The organism is uncultured Shewanella sp. (genome assembly GCF_947501225.1).
Lineage (GTDB): Bacteria > Pseudomonadota > Gammaproteobacteria > Enterobacterales > Shewanellaceae > Shewanella.
The window spans coordinates 1-15705 of sequence record NZ_CANMUW010000005.1 but is presented as its reverse complement, the minus strand read 5'-3'; the positions used below and the strand labels follow the sequence as shown (position 1 = coordinate 15705).

Annotated in this window: 16 protein-coding genes; 3 read left to right on the top strand and 13 right to left on the bottom strand. The window is 42.8% G+C overall.

All coding sequences use genetic code 11. The annotated features are described in order from the left end of the window. Window positions 1–95: 95 nt before the first annotated feature. From Q1B47_RS09000 to ccoN, 5 genes are all read right to left on the bottom strand, one after another. Window positions 96–575, bottom strand: a complete 480-nt coding sequence (locus Q1B47_RS09000; protein ID WP_299792005.1) for a FixH family protein — start codon at window positions 573–575, stop codon at window positions 96–98. A gap of 110 nt (window positions 576–685) precedes the next feature. After that, complete coding sequence (ccoP, locus tag Q1B47_RS08995; RefSeq protein WP_299792002.1) at window positions 686–1654, bottom strand: cytochrome-c oxidase, cbb3-type subunit III; 969 nt, start codon at window positions 1652–1654, stop codon at window positions 686–688. Then, complete coding sequence (locus Q1B47_RS08990) at window positions 1654–1821, bottom strand: cbb3-type cytochrome c oxidase subunit 3 (protein WP_012142557.1); 168 nt, start codon at window positions 1819–1821, stop codon at window positions 1654–1656. Before Q1B47_RS08990 ends, ccoP begins: the two co-directional genes overlap by 1 nt. A 13-nt stretch (window positions 1822–1834) precedes the next feature. After that, complete coding sequence (gene ccoO / locus Q1B47_RS08985; protein WP_299791989.1) at window positions 1835–2461, bottom strand: cytochrome-c oxidase, cbb3-type subunit II; 627 nt, start codon at window positions 2459–2461, stop codon at window positions 1835–1837. Between the two features lie 12 nt (window positions 2462–2473). Further along, window positions 2474–3901, bottom strand: a complete 1428-nt coding sequence (gene ccoN / locus Q1B47_RS08980; protein ID WP_299791986.1) for a cytochrome-c oxidase, cbb3-type subunit I — start codon at window positions 3899–3901, stop codon at window positions 2474–2476. A gap of 262 nt (window positions 3902–4163) precedes the next feature. Here ccoN and Q1B47_RS08975 point away from each other — a divergent pair, with 262 nt between their 5' ends. Further along, a complete protein-coding gene (locus Q1B47_RS08975) occupies window positions 4164–4628 on the top strand; it encodes a hypothetical protein (protein ID WP_366873344.1) in 465 nt (154 codons plus the stop codon). Between the two features lie 40 nt (window positions 4629–4668). Here the strand turns inward: Q1B47_RS08975 and Q1B47_RS08970 are convergent, their stop codons facing one another. Further along, complete coding sequence (locus Q1B47_RS08970) at window positions 4669–6249, bottom strand: DUF3369 domain-containing protein (protein WP_299791983.1); 1581 nt, start codon at window positions 6247–6249, stop codon at window positions 4669–4671. A gap of 204 nt (window positions 6250–6453) precedes the next feature. Between Q1B47_RS08970 and Q1B47_RS08965 the strand changes: the two genes are divergently transcribed. Both Q1B47_RS08965 and Q1B47_RS08960 read left to right on the top strand, forming a co-directional pair. Next, window positions 6454–6687 carry a hypothetical protein gene (locus tag Q1B47_RS08965; protein ID WP_299791980.1) on the top strand — a complete coding sequence of 78 codons (234 nt, stop codon included), beginning with the start codon at window positions 6454–6456 and terminating at the stop codon, window positions 6685–6687. Between the two features lie 243 nt (window positions 6688–6930). Continuing rightward, window positions 6931–8223 (top strand): site-specific integrase, encoded by a 1293-nt coding sequence (locus tag Q1B47_RS08960; protein WP_299791977.1) that lies wholly within the window; start codon window positions 6931–6933, stop codon window positions 8221–8223. A 1327-nt stretch (window positions 8224–9550) separates the two neighbouring features. On the opposite strand, the gene Q1B47_RS08955 is transcribed toward Q1B47_RS08960, so the two are convergent. From Q1B47_RS08955 to Q1B47_RS08925, 7 genes are all read right to left on the bottom strand, one after another. Then, window positions 9551–10708: a zonular occludens toxin domain-containing protein gene (locus tag Q1B47_RS08955; RefSeq protein WP_299791974.1), complete on the bottom strand. Its 1158-nt coding sequence runs from the start codon at window positions 10706–10708 to the stop codon at window positions 9551–9553. Next, complete coding sequence (locus Q1B47_RS08950) at window positions 10705–11022, bottom strand: DUF2523 family protein (protein WP_299791971.1); 318 nt, start codon at window positions 11020–11022, stop codon at window positions 10705–10707. Before Q1B47_RS08950 ends, Q1B47_RS08955 begins: the two co-directional genes overlap by 4 nt. A 4-nt stretch (window positions 11023–11026) precedes the next feature. Then, a complete protein-coding gene (locus Q1B47_RS08945) occupies window positions 11027–12580 on the bottom strand; it encodes a hypothetical protein (RefSeq protein WP_299791968.1) in 1554 nt (517 codons plus the stop codon). Between the two features lie 112 nt (window positions 12581–12692). Then, window positions 12693–12827: a hypothetical protein gene (locus Q1B47_RS08940; protein WP_299791965.1), complete on the bottom strand. Its 135-nt coding sequence runs from the start codon at window positions 12825–12827 to the stop codon at window positions 12693–12695. Between the two features lie 440 nt (window positions 12828–13267). Beyond that, a complete protein-coding gene (locus Q1B47_RS08935; RefSeq protein ID WP_299791962.1) occupies window positions 13268–13630 on the bottom strand; it encodes a DNA-binding protein in 363 nt (120 codons plus the stop codon). Further along, window positions 13630–14679 carry a phage/plasmid replication protein, II/X family gene (locus Q1B47_RS08930; RefSeq protein ID WP_299791959.1) on the bottom strand — a complete coding sequence of 350 codons (1050 nt, stop codon included), beginning with the start codon at window positions 14677–14679 and terminating at the stop codon, window positions 13630–13632. The genes Q1B47_RS08935 and Q1B47_RS08930 overlap by 1 nt, the downstream gene beginning before the upstream one ends. Before the next feature lie 568 nt (window positions 14680–15247). Further along, complete coding sequence (locus Q1B47_RS08925; RefSeq protein ID WP_299791956.1) at window positions 15248–15451, bottom strand: hypothetical protein; 204 nt, start codon at window positions 15449–15451, stop codon at window positions 15248–15250. Window positions 15452–15705: the final 254 nt, after the last annotated feature.

Below are 15705 nucleotides of genomic sequence, written 5' to 3'. Positions count from 1 at the left end.
GTTTATGAGAAGGTAAGACAGACATACCCGACACAAGCGTATTCTTGCATGAGAGTAGGGCGCCTGTAATGCCCGGCAAGTACCTGGTTGTCAAATTAGTTCAACCAGTATTGAGCGTCATCCTTAATCTCCAGCCGCTTTTGAATGCGCCAGCTTTGGTCGAAACCTTCTAATCTGACCTCCCAGGCTCCGGCGAGTGGAGTGGCAAGTTTAATCCGGTATGATTTATCACCGTCGGCGGTGACAACCTGGCCGAAATCACGTTTTTCTATGGTGGGATGGAAAAACTCGACATTCAAGGCCGCAAGGTATGAATCACCACCATGTTGGGTAATGGTAATCTCATTATCATCAACCAGAAGCTCAAATTGCATACCAAGCTGTTTAGCATGCTTAATTTTCTTAAGGTCCATATTAATGGCTTTACCATCTTTATAGTAATCTTCAGAAACGAGAGAGTCTTTGTTATCGATCGAGAGAAAGAGCAAGTTAATACTCGCCAGAACAGCACATAGAGGCAAAATAATTAGAAACCAAGGCCAGAACTGCTTATACCAGGCTTGTTGTTTATTCATCTGTCATACCTATTATAATAATTGCGATTATTTTACCGCTAAAAGTGTGATTTAGCACCTTAAAAAAAAGGCCTCGATAAGATCGAGGCCTTCCTGTTACTTAGTTGTAACTATTTGTTTGACAAGCTATAAACGTAAGCTGTGATCACGTGAACTTTCTCTTCACCCAATACATCTTTCCAAGCAGGCATCACACCACTGCGACCATTTTTGATTGTCTGTTCGATAGAACCACGGCTTCCACCGTATAACCAGATATTGTTCGTCAGATTAGGTGCACCCATTAGCTTGTTGCCAGAGCCGTCCATACCATGACAAGCGAAGCAGCCCTTCATGAATGAACCCTGCCCCTGAGCGGCCAGTGCAGCATCGTGATCCCGGCCTGCAAGCTTAGTGATATACTCAGCCAGGCCTTTGATTTCACTGTCTTCAATTGGAAGGCCACCTTTAGGCGGCATCATGCCATGACGACCGTTCATGATAGATGTCTTGATCTCGGCAAGCTCACCGCCCCATAACCAATCACCATCGGCCAGGTTAGGGAAGCCTTTACTGCCTCGAGCATCACTACCATGACACTGTGAACAGTTTTGTAAGAATAGACGTCCACCAACTTTCAGTGCTTCTTCATTCTTAACTAACTCGTCCAGTGGCGTTTCAGCATAAGCCGTGAAGATAGGGCCAAACTTCTCATCGGCACGCTTAACTTCTTGGTCATACTGAACCCAGCGACCCTCTTTAGCCGCCAGTTCAACCGCAGCCTTAGAGTCGGCAACAATACCATTCTCGGTTCCGATGCTTTGGTTAGCACTTGACCAACCTAAGAAACCTTTAAAGTTTCCAAGACCCGGATAAAGAGCCAGATATACAACACCAAAAACGATGGTGATATAGAACAGATAACTCCACCACTTAGGTAGTGGGTTGTTCAGTTCCTCGATGCCGTCAAAACTGTGACCCATCGATTTGCCTTCTTCAACACCTGTGTTGTTTTTAGAGGCAATTCTTAATAGGACAAAACATCCAACGATTACCACGATTGTGAGTACGGTAATCCATATACTCCAGAAGCTACTCATCACTTATGTTCTCCTGAACCCTTGTTTAGTTCATCGTCTGAAAAAACAAGGTTAGCCGCTTCGTCAAATTGATCTTTACGACGAGAGCTGTAAGCCCATGCAAATATACCTACGAACGTTAACATTACGACAATAGTTATAATGCCTTGTATAGTTCCGTAATCCATAATTGCCTCCTAGTTATTTCAGTGCATGTCCAAGGGACTGCAGATATGCGATCAGTGCTTCCATCTCAGTTTTACCTTCGACAGCTTTTTGAGCACCCGCAATCTCTTCATCGGTGTAAAGGTCCTGACCTTTGTTACCACCTTTATGAAGGTTACGAAGGATCTCCATTTTTTGACCGGTTAACTTGCCATCAAGCTTGTTCTCGGCCAACCATGGAAAAGCAGGCATATTTGATTGTGGAACCACAGCACGTGGATCGATCAAATGAACTTCATGCCACTTGTCGCTGTATCTACCACCTACACGGGCCAGATCCGGACCGGTACGCTTAGAACCCCACTGGAATGGGTGGTCCCATACAGATTCCCCGGCTACTGAGTAGTGGCCGTAACGCTCGGTCTCTGCACGTAGTGGACGGATCATCTGGCTGTGACAGTTATAACAACCTTCACGGATATAGATGTCGCGGCCTTCAGTTTGGAGAGCTGTATATGGAATTAATCCATCAACAGGCTCGGTAGTGTCTTTTTGAAACAGCAGGGGAGTGATCTGCACTAAACCACCAATACTGATAGCGATTACAGTGAGAATACCCATTAAACCGATGTTTTTCTCGACTAACTCATGATTAAATTTCATCGTTTCTACCCCTTATGCTTCTGCTAATGCAGGCAAAGATTCTTTAGGCGCTTTTACTGTCTTAAACACGTTATATGCCATTAGAAGCATACCGGTTACGAAGAAACAGCCACCCAGGAATCGAACAAAGTAGAATGGGTATGAAGCTTCAATACTTTCAACGAAGCTATAAGTCAGAGTACCGTCAGAATTAACTGCACGCCACATAAGACCTTGCATAACACCAGAGATCCACATAGATACGATATACAGAACAGTACCGATAGTTGCTAACCAGAAATGAACATTAACCAGATTAGAGCTATACATACGACCGTGTCCGTAAAGTACCGGTATGAGGTGATACAGAGAACCGATGGAAACCATCGCAACCCAACCAAGTGCACCCGAGTGAACGTGACCCACAGTCCAATCAGTGTAATGTGACAAGGCGTTAACGGTCTTGATTGCCATCATAGGACCTTCGAAGGTAGACATACCGTAGAAAGACAATGAAACAACAAGGAAACGAAGTACAGGGTCGGTTCTCAGCTTATGCCAGGCTCCGGACAGGGTCATGATACCGTTAATCATACCGCCCCAAGAAGGTGCGAATAGAATCAGTGACATCACCATACCCAGAGACTGAGTCCAATCCGGTAACGCAGTGTAATGCAGGTGGTGAGGACCAGCCCAGATATACAGAGCAATCAGCGCCCAGAAGTGAACAATAGACAGACGGTAAGAGTAAACGGGACGTCCTGCTTGCTTAGGTACGAAATAGTACATCATGCCTAAGAAGCCGGCTGTAAGCAGGAAGCCTACGGCGTTGTGACCATACCACCACTGAACCATTGCATCGACCGCGCCGGCATATAGAGAGTAAGACTTCCATAAGCTGACAGGTACAGCCATAGAGTTAACTATGTGCAGTACGGCAACAGTGATAATAAAGGCACCGAAGAACCAGTTCGCCACATAGATATGGGAAGTTGTTCGTTTAATAATGGTACCGAAGAAGACGATCGCATATGTAACCCACACTATAGTGATGGCGATGTCGATTGGCCATTCTAGTTCAGCGTATTCCTTACCACTGGTGATACCCAGAGGCAGAGTGACCACTGCCGAAAGAATGATGGCTTGCCAGCCCCAGAATGTAAATGCAGCCAATTTGGGTGCAAAAAGTCGGGTTTGACATGTGCGTTGAACGATATAGTAGGATGTTGCGAAAAGTGCTGAAGTACCAAACGCGAAAATCACGGCATTAGTATGCAGAGGTCTGAGACGACTGTATGTAAGCCAAGGAGTATCGAAGTTTAGTTGTGGCCAGATTAACTGGGCCGCGATCAATACACCCACTGCCATACCAATAATTCCCCACAAAACGGTTGTGAGTGCAAACTGGCGGACAACGGTGTAATTGTAATCAGCGCCTTGAGGCTGGGAATGGTTCATCATATTGCTTCCACTGCTTATTACTTATACTTATTGTTTGAGTAAAAATGACTCTTTACCCGTTAATTAGACACAAAACCACGTTCCCTACGGAACATTAGGGGAGGTGTCAACGTGTAGCCCTGCAATATTTGTGATATTAACAAGGTAAAGCAATGATACTTGAGCTATGTCAAAAAAGATAGGAATTGTAGTGGGGTAAAAGTTGATCTAGATCAACCTACTCAATAGAATGTAAAGACTTTTCATATAAAGGTTAAAAATTGTGCTACGTGTAAAATTTAGTAAGCAGTTTTCGCTTTATCTTATTCTAATGCTGGCATTATTTTGTTCTGCTTGCACTCAGGACGCCCCCGAAGATGTATCAATTTCAACCAAAGATCCCACACTTTGTGACTTTAAAACCGGCAGATGTAGCCAGTCTGTTGCCGGAGTTCAATTAGAACTATTAATTACTCCCTATAATACTCCCAGTGAAAAGCCCTTAACCGTAGAGCTCATAGGCTCTGAAGCCCTAAATGATCTAGTTTTGAGAGTCGAGGGAAGAGATATGTTTATGGGGGTTATCCCGGTAAATTTAACTAAAGTTAGCAAAACAGAATATAACGGTCAGCTGATATACGGTTCCTGCAGCAGTAATTATATGGTTTGGCGCGCCTTCGCCTCATTCACAAAAAATGGTGAACAGCACGTTGCCATGTTTGACTTTCTTGCGGATAGTCCTGGTTAACAGCATAAAGTAAAGGAGGAAGTTGTTGCTAAGAGTTTCTCTATCCCATAGGCATATCGTCACTGAGTTCATCTTTTACCTTAGTGAACACGTCAATATTGTCGATAAAATGCTTAAGCAAATCCGGATCAAAATGTGAACCTGAAGCTTCTTCCATGGTCTTAAGCACTTCATCGAGTGGCCATTCAGGTTTATAACACCGGGCATGGGATAGAGCATCAAAGACATCTGCTATGGCAACGATTCTGGCGAAAATGTGGATCTCTTCCCCCCTCAATCCAGACGGATAACCAGAGCCGTCATATTTTTCATGATGCTGAAGTGCAATAATACTGGCAGCTTTCAAAATCGGCCTTTCAGAGTTAGCCAGAATTTGATGTCCGACAGCAGGGTGCTGCTTCATCACATTCCACTCCTCTTCGTTAAGCTTACCCGGCTTCAATAACACTGCATCGGGTGTAGCGATCTTGCCTATGTCATGCATAGGGGAGGCGTGCTTTATCAGATCTGCTTCGTGCTCCTCCATACCTGAAATTAACGCCAATCTATAGCAATATTCTGCCATGCGCTTAACATGGTTAGCAGCCTCTTTAGAGCGACTCTCAACCACATCACCTAAGCGTAGAATAAGTTCTGACTGGGTATCTTCCAGTTCTTTATTAAGCAGCAGATTTTCAAATGCAACACCGACATTGATAGCAAAGATATCTATTAATTTTTTGTCCAGATCGTCAATCTTGCTGATCCCATCCATGTAGAGCAGATTGATCCAGCCACTCTTTGCCGGAAAATATCCGATAAAGCAATCCTCTTCGTACAGGCAACGTTTCTGCTTCAGTGCTTCCTGCAACATCTTCTTTATGTGGTCGGGGAGAGGCTTTTCATGATGGCTGGAGAATTGACCAGTACCTGCGAGTATGTGTAACTCTTCGCTATTGACCTTGTCACTCATGGCATCTATAGCGTTACAGGTAAGCAGTAATGTTTCGCTGTCTAGGTTTAACAGATTTGCTACCTGTGTCAGCAGACCATCTGCAAAATTGAACAAGGTCCGTAGTTCAAACAAGCCAGACGTGGCCTGAACGACTCTCTCTAAACCTTTTCTGTGTTTTATCTGTGCCTCTTTGGCATCCTCAATAACCATGATATCCCGGTAGGAACGCAATGCTGAATAGACGCTGGTGACTAATTTACGGGAGTCGAGTTCTGCCTTCGCCTTATAATCGTTAATATCATAATTGACGATGACATCTTCTTCGGGTGCCTGACCCGGCTGTCCGGTTCTGAGGATCAACCTTATCGAACTGTTTTTAAGCTCCTCTCTAATCCACTTTACAAGCTCAAGTCCTGCATGATCGCTCTCCATGACCACATCGACAAAGGCCATGGCCACATTACTCTCTTTACTTAAAATCTGTTTTGCTTCTTCACCACTATAAGCATTGATAAATTCAAGGGAACGCTTATCCAGTTTAAATCTTGATAATGCAAGTTTGGTTACTGTATGGACATCGGGCTCATCATCTACGATCAGGATCTTCCAAGCAGGACCGGAACTCTCTTCAGGCGTCTTTTTTTTGCCTGAAAAAAGGGGGCTTTTCTTTGCTATATCGATCAGCATTAGTAAACCTCGAAGAATAAAAAAAGTGTATCCCTATCCATTGAGTGTAGAACAATGTTCAGGGTGCTGGAAAATAGTCGGGCAAAAAACAGCTATTTCCTATTACTCATTAATAATTGTATGGTTTTACCCATAACGCTATTGATAACCATTCTCATTTGGTTGTAGTATTCAGCTATTACTGCAATACATAATGGACAAACAATGAAAAACTCGAACGTTAATATCTCTATCTCTTCGAAGAAGTTAGCCCAACTGATTCAGTCGGGATCCTTATGTGCCGCTGACTTTCGTTGTCTCGATCAGGAATCCAAGCAGACGGTTTGGCAGATGTGTCTCTGGTGTTGCAGTAAGCGCATCCATTGCTCTCAAGACTGTATTAAAAAATGCTCAAAGCCGTGTGCCACTTCTGTTGACTCGTATACAGACAAGTATTGAACAAGTTAGCGAAATAACAAGTAAACAATTCAACTTTATGGACGCAATTTGAATGACTTAGTCTACTAAACTTATGTGTAGACATTTTCGTCATATAGCGGTATTCATTAATGCTGTCTGTTCAATACAAAGCCAAACTTCGATTTCAATATTATTTAATACTGTTAAAATCATATGGTTACCCTAGTACACCGAAGGGCTGCCAACTTCGGTTAATCCAGCATAAACATATGAGCAGTTTAAATGAAAATGCCCCCGGTTTACCCACTGTTCGAGTCTGCAAGCCATATCGAAATCGGAAACTGCATTGTCAATCAGCATATAACCCGAGTAAGTATCGATATTGTTCCCGATGCCGGACTCGTTTACGAACATGCTTCTGAACTACTCTATGAGCAGAAGAATAATGAAAATAGCTATAAAGCCTATCGCAGCGAACTTACCACCTTCTTTCACTGGTGCTTCGATGTTGTCGGACAAACACCCGCATCACTAACCCGAAGAGAAATTGCGCGTTATATAGACTATTGTCAGCACCCACCGGAAGAGCTGATCGGTTACTTCAACGTCGCCCAGTTCAAACTCGATAAAGCGTCAGGGGAGAGGGTCCCTAATCATGCCTGGAGACCGTTTGTTGGTAAGAAGCGACTTGGAAAAGAGCAACCCTATGTTTTAAGCGATAATGCATTAAAGACTAAAATAGCAATTTTATCTTCCTTCTATAGCTATTTAATGAGTGAAGACTACTGCGAGCGAAACCCCGCTCAAGCCTGGATGAATCACAGTCGATTTTCCTCGAAAAAGAAGTACCAGGTTAATATAGAGGAGGGGAATATGCTCGCCTTCACTGAACTTCAATGGTCTTATGTTATCTCATCCGTCGAACAATTAGCTGTCGAAGAGCCTGAACTGCACCAGCGTAGCCTGTTTTTGATTAAGTTGATCTACTTCTGTTACCTGCGTATCTCTGAAGTCGGTGCAAGAGCAGGGTACTCACCGGTCATGGGCCAATTTAAGCAGGATAAACAAACCGGAATATGGAGCTTTTTTATCCCCTTAAGTAAAGGGGGGAAACGTCGTAGTGTCGCTATTCCAAAGGCTTTACTTGAAGGATTGGTGGAGTACAGAAGACACCTTAAGCTGCCTGACTACCCGGCCCAAGGGGATAATCATCCACTATTTATTCGTCATAGAGCTGCGGGGCGAGGCAGGGAGGTAGGGGCACTTAATGCTAACCTTGGGATCAGGCAAATAAGAGAAGAAGTCGAGAAGATCATCGGATATGCGGCAGAAAGAGCCGAAAGAGATGGATTTAGCGAGGATGCTGAGCAGATGAGAGGGCTAACGGCCCATAATATTCGTCATACGGGGATCACCCATGACATCAATATCAATGGGAGGCCGTTATCTCATGTACAAGCCGATGCCGGACATGAGAGTATCGATACCACTTCTCAATACCTGCACACCTCGCAGATAGAGCGCCATCAAAGTGCACAAAATAAGGTACTGGATCATCTTCAAGGGATCGATTAAAACCGTATAAATCATTTTATTACAGTATCTTGATAAACCAATTGAGCCTATAGCTTAATGCCGATAAGTGTCATTATCGGCAATTGAGATGAAATCACTGACAGGTCTCACACCGTGTCAGATCTCTTAATTAACAGCCTTTATCGGCTGTAATTGAACTCTGCCTTACACGTATGTGGAACAAAATATCATATCAATGTAGAGGTTGTTTATATCCATCAGTTAACCTTGAGCTAAGATTAAAAACAGCCTTAGTAGCTCAAAAAGTCCGACTTCTTTGGCTGTCGAGAACACGAGTTAATCCTCTGTCTACCATATCTGAACTGCACTTTGCACACCTGTTTACGCAGACAGTCTTTAGCACAAATCCTCAACAAGACCGAGCCTGATTAAATCAAGTCCAACACATTATGTATGCACAACAAATTTATGCCTGGCCGAGCCATACGGTAATCCGCCATTATTCTGTCTATAAGCAAAGCCCTGCAGATTCAAAGGTACAATGTGATCCAATATATAGATGGATCAGGAAATGGTCTTCGCTATATATAACTCTGGCAGAGTTTCACTTAGTGACACAAATTCAAGGCGTTGCTACGTGCATGCTTTTAAGTTTTGTGGGTGGTTGCCAGTCAGATTTCACGTAGCGCACGCCCATAGTTTAAATTACTGCTAGCTCAGAACGAGTTGTAACAGAACCTGGTTAAAGGGTTAGGATTGAGATTCAGATAACGTTTTATGCCATGCCAAATTCTCAAAGACCATATTCCCGGATTAGTAACATATGTATATGGCTACAGATTGGGTACAGCCCGAATCACTTCACCAGGTAATCTCTTGATCATAGCTCCAAAGACTAAGAACTAAGAACTAAGAACTAATTGGCAAACAAGTGAATCATGTAAAGAGTCAGAAATCCAACGTGCTTAGAAACCCGAAGGAGAAGTAGAATGGGCATTAACAAAGCCGCGCAGAAACTAATAATCATGTTGGCAGATACTCAACATGATAAGTTGCATTAAGAGGTATTTTTCAGAGCACCGGAAAGCAGTGATGTTCAAGGTCGTTCAAGAACAGCACTTACATAATATTAATGTGCCTAGATATGGAATAGGTTATAGCTACATCCGCACACTTACATATTGCCACAAACACAATTTAACATAATATACATTGTGCGCATTTTTATATAAGAGAGGAACTAGTAAGGTTTTCGTCTCATATACAACACCAACAGCGTTAACAAAAACAAATTTATCAACGTCAACATAAATACCTCCACGCCCCTGAGAACCTAAGGAACCCTCCCGCTAACGCGGGCCCCTCCCTAGGTCTCTGGGTCTGTTACCGGATTATTGGCCGCCATTTCAACACGCGGGCTGTCACACGTAAGCCAATCCTCATAATCACCATAAGTCACCAATACCGCGCAATCCCCGTAGACAGCAACATCATAACCAGCAAGACGTAAATCCCGAGTTGAAATGGTAAACATAGACTGGCCATTCTGGGCCGCAACAAAATAGACCTCTTTAATTAGATACTTATCCAGCGTAAATTCCGCCACACTATCAATATGCAAACTAACCTTATAGAACGGATGAAAATTCTGACTCTCTTTTTTACGTGTATCTGTGCGTTTAATTTGGCTAGTTTGCATAGGCATTGTTTCAGCCGGCACCACTTCAGGCGAAGGAACGCCACTGACCGGAACCGTTGCACTAACAGTTTGAGCTACTTCAGGTATAGACTCAGGCGCTGAGCTTGTACCTATCATTTGCTTACCTGTATAGATCGCCATTAACACACCAAAAACCAGCATCCCTATAACCAACTTCTTTCGAGGGAAAATACTGGCCGCTATATCTTTGCTTTCAGCCTCATCCACTGGCTTAGCTGACTGCGTATGACTCTGATAGAAACCAAAATACTGCTTTTGATATTCCCGCTCTTCCTCGTGGATATAGTCCTCATTTCGACCTGCAACACCGTGATAAGTCTTTTTAATGTAATGCTCATTATCACCAAAGGCCGACTTTTTCACACAACGCCAGCAAACCTCAATCATATCCTTTAAATCCCGATGAAGCTTCTTAGGTGATTGAGTCACAATGATAATGTCATGACCGTAATGACCATGTAGTGACAGGTACTCAAGTACAGGCGTCTTAGCGTCACGGCCTAACGACAAATGAGCCTCATCTATGACAAATAACACCCCTTGCCCTTGCTCATTTTTCCACTCGTACTTAGTAAAATCCTCAGGCGTACTAAATGGCCTAACCATGCCGTATTCATTGAAATTAGTCTTTACGATTAAGATATTATCCGCTACGTCTTGACCGTAATATTGCGCCACACGCTCAAGATTTACAGGGATATTTGTCACCACCTTTCGCCCTTCTTTTGCACTAGGCAAAATGTGATAAATCACCGATTCATAGGACTTTCCAGCGCGAGGCCGACCAACAATAGCGTTTATCATGAGCCTAACCTCACAAATGGAATGAGCTGCAACATCATGCGAATAATCAACGCCGTGACAATCATCGACATCGAGTCATTAAACCCACAAACCACCATGTAATACTGTGTTTCAGCAGGTATTACTGAGATATATTGCAATGGATTAAGTCCTTGAAACAGACTCCCTAAACCATCGAGCACAAACACCACCGCGCCAAACAAGTGATCGAGTACCCACCACAAAAAATCCTTTAAAAACGCAACTGCACTGGTAAATATCTGATAAAGGTAATCAACAAATTGATTCCATTTTTCTGCAAACCAATTAAGCATTGCCCTAACCTCCCAACACTAATCGGCGACACAAAAACGCCGTCGAAATTAAAATAATGATTCTCAAGAAAGGAAATACACGAGGATCTAATTCAAATGCCTTACAACCAAAATTACCAACCGCCCCCAAGTCAAAACACATATTCCAATCTGGAGCTGTACCAGTTACTGATACCTCCCATTGTTTGATATATGCCACTGGCGCAGAGGCATCAAATAACGCTTTGTTCTTATTCCATACATCTTGGAAGCCGTTGGGATATTCAGCTTCATAAAACGATTCTATTCCGGCACTTGGCTCTGAATCTGTTTCAATATCGGTCTCACCTAACGACTCTCCCAAACCATCAATAGCCGATATCACACCATCACTAGAGCCACCACCTCCGGCACCATTCCCGCCACTAACAATGGCCTGTCGAATATCATCAAGGCCATTTATCATTTGACGCGCATCATCAGCCCTACGCAACTCACGCGATTGATTATTTTGTTCAACATAATTAGCTATCTTTTCTTGCTGCTCAACTAACTTGTTATGCTGCTCCGCTGCATCAGCTTTTTGCTTCTTAGTTTGGTCATTAATGGCATCAGTAATATTTTTGTTGAAACACACTTCTTTATCGTTAACAGTGCCACAATCCATACCTTCAAAATCAGGGTCGGTCGCAGTCTCATCGACTTTATTTTCCTCGCTATCAAACCCCTCATCAGTACCACCACCATTGTTATTGTTGTCACCCTCATCAGGCTCAGACACATTAGAACAATCCTGATATGTCAAACCATTAGAAAGAGCGTGAGTGGTACAATCCCCCTCTTTATCCTTATCAGTAAAATTAGCCCCCTCCTTAGTTTTTCCATCACCACAAACCGCACCATTAGACACACCAGACGCCCATTGAGCACCCTCATAACTCGTTGAACCCTCATTAACTGAATATGAACACGTTCCATCACAAAATGTACCAGAGCGACCAAAAGGAACCTTGCCATGAGTTGTTATATTGTTTACAGCCTGACCCTTAGCTGGACAATCAATAGGTACACACCCGTAAGGCTCAACTGCAAATTTAAAATAACCCTTTGGACACATCTCAAACTTTGGATAACACTTGTCAATCTTTCCATCACCATCTTCATCAACACCGCGTACATAATCAGGATAACCATCAGGAGGGCATGAGCGAGTATCAGTACCCACTTTTTTTAAATCGAAGTGACGTAATTTAAAAGTACCAGGGTGATAGCCTAATTCATCAGTATAATTACATTCCAGCATACAATTTTGACGAAATGTGATACCTCCGTAATCAGTGGTCGTTCCCGGAAACATCCGCTTTGTATCAGTACAATAGCCAAACGGCTCAAGCATCTCATCCTCATAAATACCACATATATCAACCGGATTTTTAACTACATGCTGAGCAAACTCATAACCATCATCACGATCAACTTTAGGCGCTCTCCACTCGGAAGGATTCTCATCAAACGCATGACTAAAAAAAGAAAAGGCCGATAACGCAAGCATTAACGACCCTGTTAAAAGCTTAAACATTATCAGCCTCCAAACAAATTTTGACTCACTACATAACCACAGATTGCCCCTATCAACGCGATAATCGTGAAGATAAGGGCTAGTATTAAACTAGCCACATATCCACCTTTACTTATGCACCACGCACATTGCGTTTAGCAATCTTGATACCCTTTTCAGCCATTGCAATACCGATAATCAAAACACCGGTTGCAGTGATGAACGCAGCGACAGCAGTTAAATCTACAGCAGCAAAAATATCAGCCATTTTAAAATTCCTTCTTAACAATTATTAAAGCTAGCTCGATTAAGCTAACTTGATTAAACCCTTGGACAGCTTGACTTTGTAAGACAAGAAACCAAGGAACACGACCCAACCAAACACAATCCCAAACACTTCGAGAACGTCCAACGGGTCAATTTCAATCGACCGAACAGCTAAACTGTACTCAGTCGGTGAAACCAGAATGTAACCAGTGCAAGTATCAACAGATTGCACCGATTGCATTAAATAACCTTCAGGTGTGAATTCAGCACATTGAGCCATTACGCAACCTCTTTATCTGAAAACAAATCACCGTAATAACACACACAACACAGAGGCAAATTACATGGCTGAGCAAAGGCCATAGGCTGCTCTGTTTCGCCATCAAAAATGGTTCCGCAACATGAGCAAGTCCACACCTCTAAATCAGCCATATCAGCCCCCTACGCCGCTTTAGACTTAAGGCTGTCTTTAACTTCACCCGAGAACGGGTCGACATCATCAAGTGCGATAATTTGCGAATCTGGAACGTAGTTAAACTGTGCAACGCCCTTCCCTTTGGATACGTACGCGCCGACATTGACCTGGACTAACGCCTGTTTACCACGCAGTTTATCTACAGCGTTTTTAACGGCTGGTTGCTGATCTTCATTCAGACGAACAATCATCAGTTCCTCAGCAAAACCGCCGAACCCATCAGCAACCTGTGCGCTCATGCCAAGCTCATAGCCAACAACTTTCCCATCCCATTTACGTTCGCGAAGTCCTTTAACCAGACCGCCAATTACTATCCCTTGAATATTCATTAAGCTACCCTCAATCCTGTTCTATGTGATGTCCGGTCATATACCAGACCCTGTTCATAAGCCCAATCTGGAACCCCTACAGGCTGGGCTTCAAGCACCTGTAAAAGTGGTACAACATTAGTCATATTTGGAGTGTCGCAAGACATATTGATATCTATGTCATACGCTAAAAGGTCTTTTCTATGACGATAAAAAGTGGGTTTTGGCAAAAGGCTTTTTAGATCTAAACCTTGAGTCCAAAGCATGTAAGTGGATTGTAATTTTCTTGGAAGCTCCAATACCTTAGAGCTTGTTAACGTCACATTCTTAGCCATTTCAAGCCTCCCCAAATAGGAGTTGTAGAGTTCATTAATACGGGTTTCAGTTAAATCCTTGGCTTCAGTTATGCCTTCAGATACCAATTGCATACCACGCAAAACTAACTCTATTCTGAGCTTTGACTCTGCCCACTTCGGTATGTCTGTCCAAGTTAAAGACTCAGGAAGTTGATGTTTTTTACCTGAGTTGATTTCGTCATATTTGCAGTAGGCTTTAAGTGCCCAACGTCTTGAATGTTGACCCCAGTACACAGTTCCGCCCTTGCTAGTAGGACGGCCATGACGGGTTTTAGATTTGAGTTCCGCAGCTTTCAGCCAACTACGTACAGATAACAGATTGTTGAGTTCGAAAGACTCATTGATATCAACACGAGTCACACGGTATTCACCTCGCATCACTTGCCAATATTCATCAGAAGAAAATTTTAAGCCGAGTGTCCCGAGCACATAATGAGACATCGTTAAGACAAGATTTAAGAAGTCATTTGAGCCAAATACGTTATGGCCTTGAAGAAACTTTGACGGATTACCATCAAGCAATATATGAGTTGCATTGCCCTCGCCGTCCGACCCTAACGACTTAACCCCAATGGTCGATTCATAAGAACCTGTAACACGCATTCTGCAGACCGTTTCAAACTGGACCTCACCATCCGCCGACACCTTCACATACCTATCAGTCGCTATAGGTTTGTGCTTGAAGGGTATCTCAACAGTAGCCCAATCTATCATGCTGCATTCCATTACATGTAAACACGGTATAAATAATTGCGGCAATTATACTCACAAAATTTATTACATGTAAACACGACAGAAATATATTTGCTAAATGTTATATAGTGACATGACTATTTACAGCAAACTCTACGGATATGACTAAGAGAAACGACACAACGGTCGCTATAAACGGAAATCGCAAAGATGCCCTACAAGACGCAGCGGTAGAAATAACTATCGCGACAAGGCTCCCTATGAAGCCCTCCGCAATAGTCCACTATCTAATTGATGAGTATTTAGATGATGCCGTTCGAGATCTAAAGGCCAAAGGTAAAATGAAATCGAAAGGGTAAGTCTCAAAAATGAGACAAAAGTGCAGTATTACTATACTGCACTTTCAATCGATGCCCGACCAAGAAAAACATGACCTGGCATTGCCATTCGGCCGTCAAAACGCATCAGTAAGCAAGGCAGGTACAAAAGCAAAAGATGTCTGCAGGGCGAAGGAATTACAGTCACAAAAAAGCGTGACTGCTTACAGGCGGTCACGCTTCGCTACATCAAACCTACGGTTTAATAATCCCTATGCTTGGAACAAACGATTAATATGAGTTCTCAATGCCTCTATTTCATCATTAGCTTTACGTAGTTCTTTAAACAAATAAAAAGTAACATCCTCCTTATCTTTTATTTGCTCAAACTCTTCTTTCCATAAAGCTTCGGCCTCAGATGCTGCTTTATCTTCAGCTTTACGAATATCATCCATAAACTCTTTGTCTAAAAACATATATTTCCTTGTAAATTAATGAAAATTCACCCAAAGGTTACCCTAAAGACTTTATAAATTAAATAGTTAAAAAACATAAAACTTCGCACAATGTGCGTTATGTATAAACTCAGCCTAAAGGCTGTTTTTAGGTCTGCGACTTTACCTAAAAAAGCAGTTCAACATAACGACTATCCTATTGTGCGCATTTTTATATAAGAGAGGAACTAGTAAGGTTTTCGTCTCATATACAACACCAACAGCGTTAACAAAAA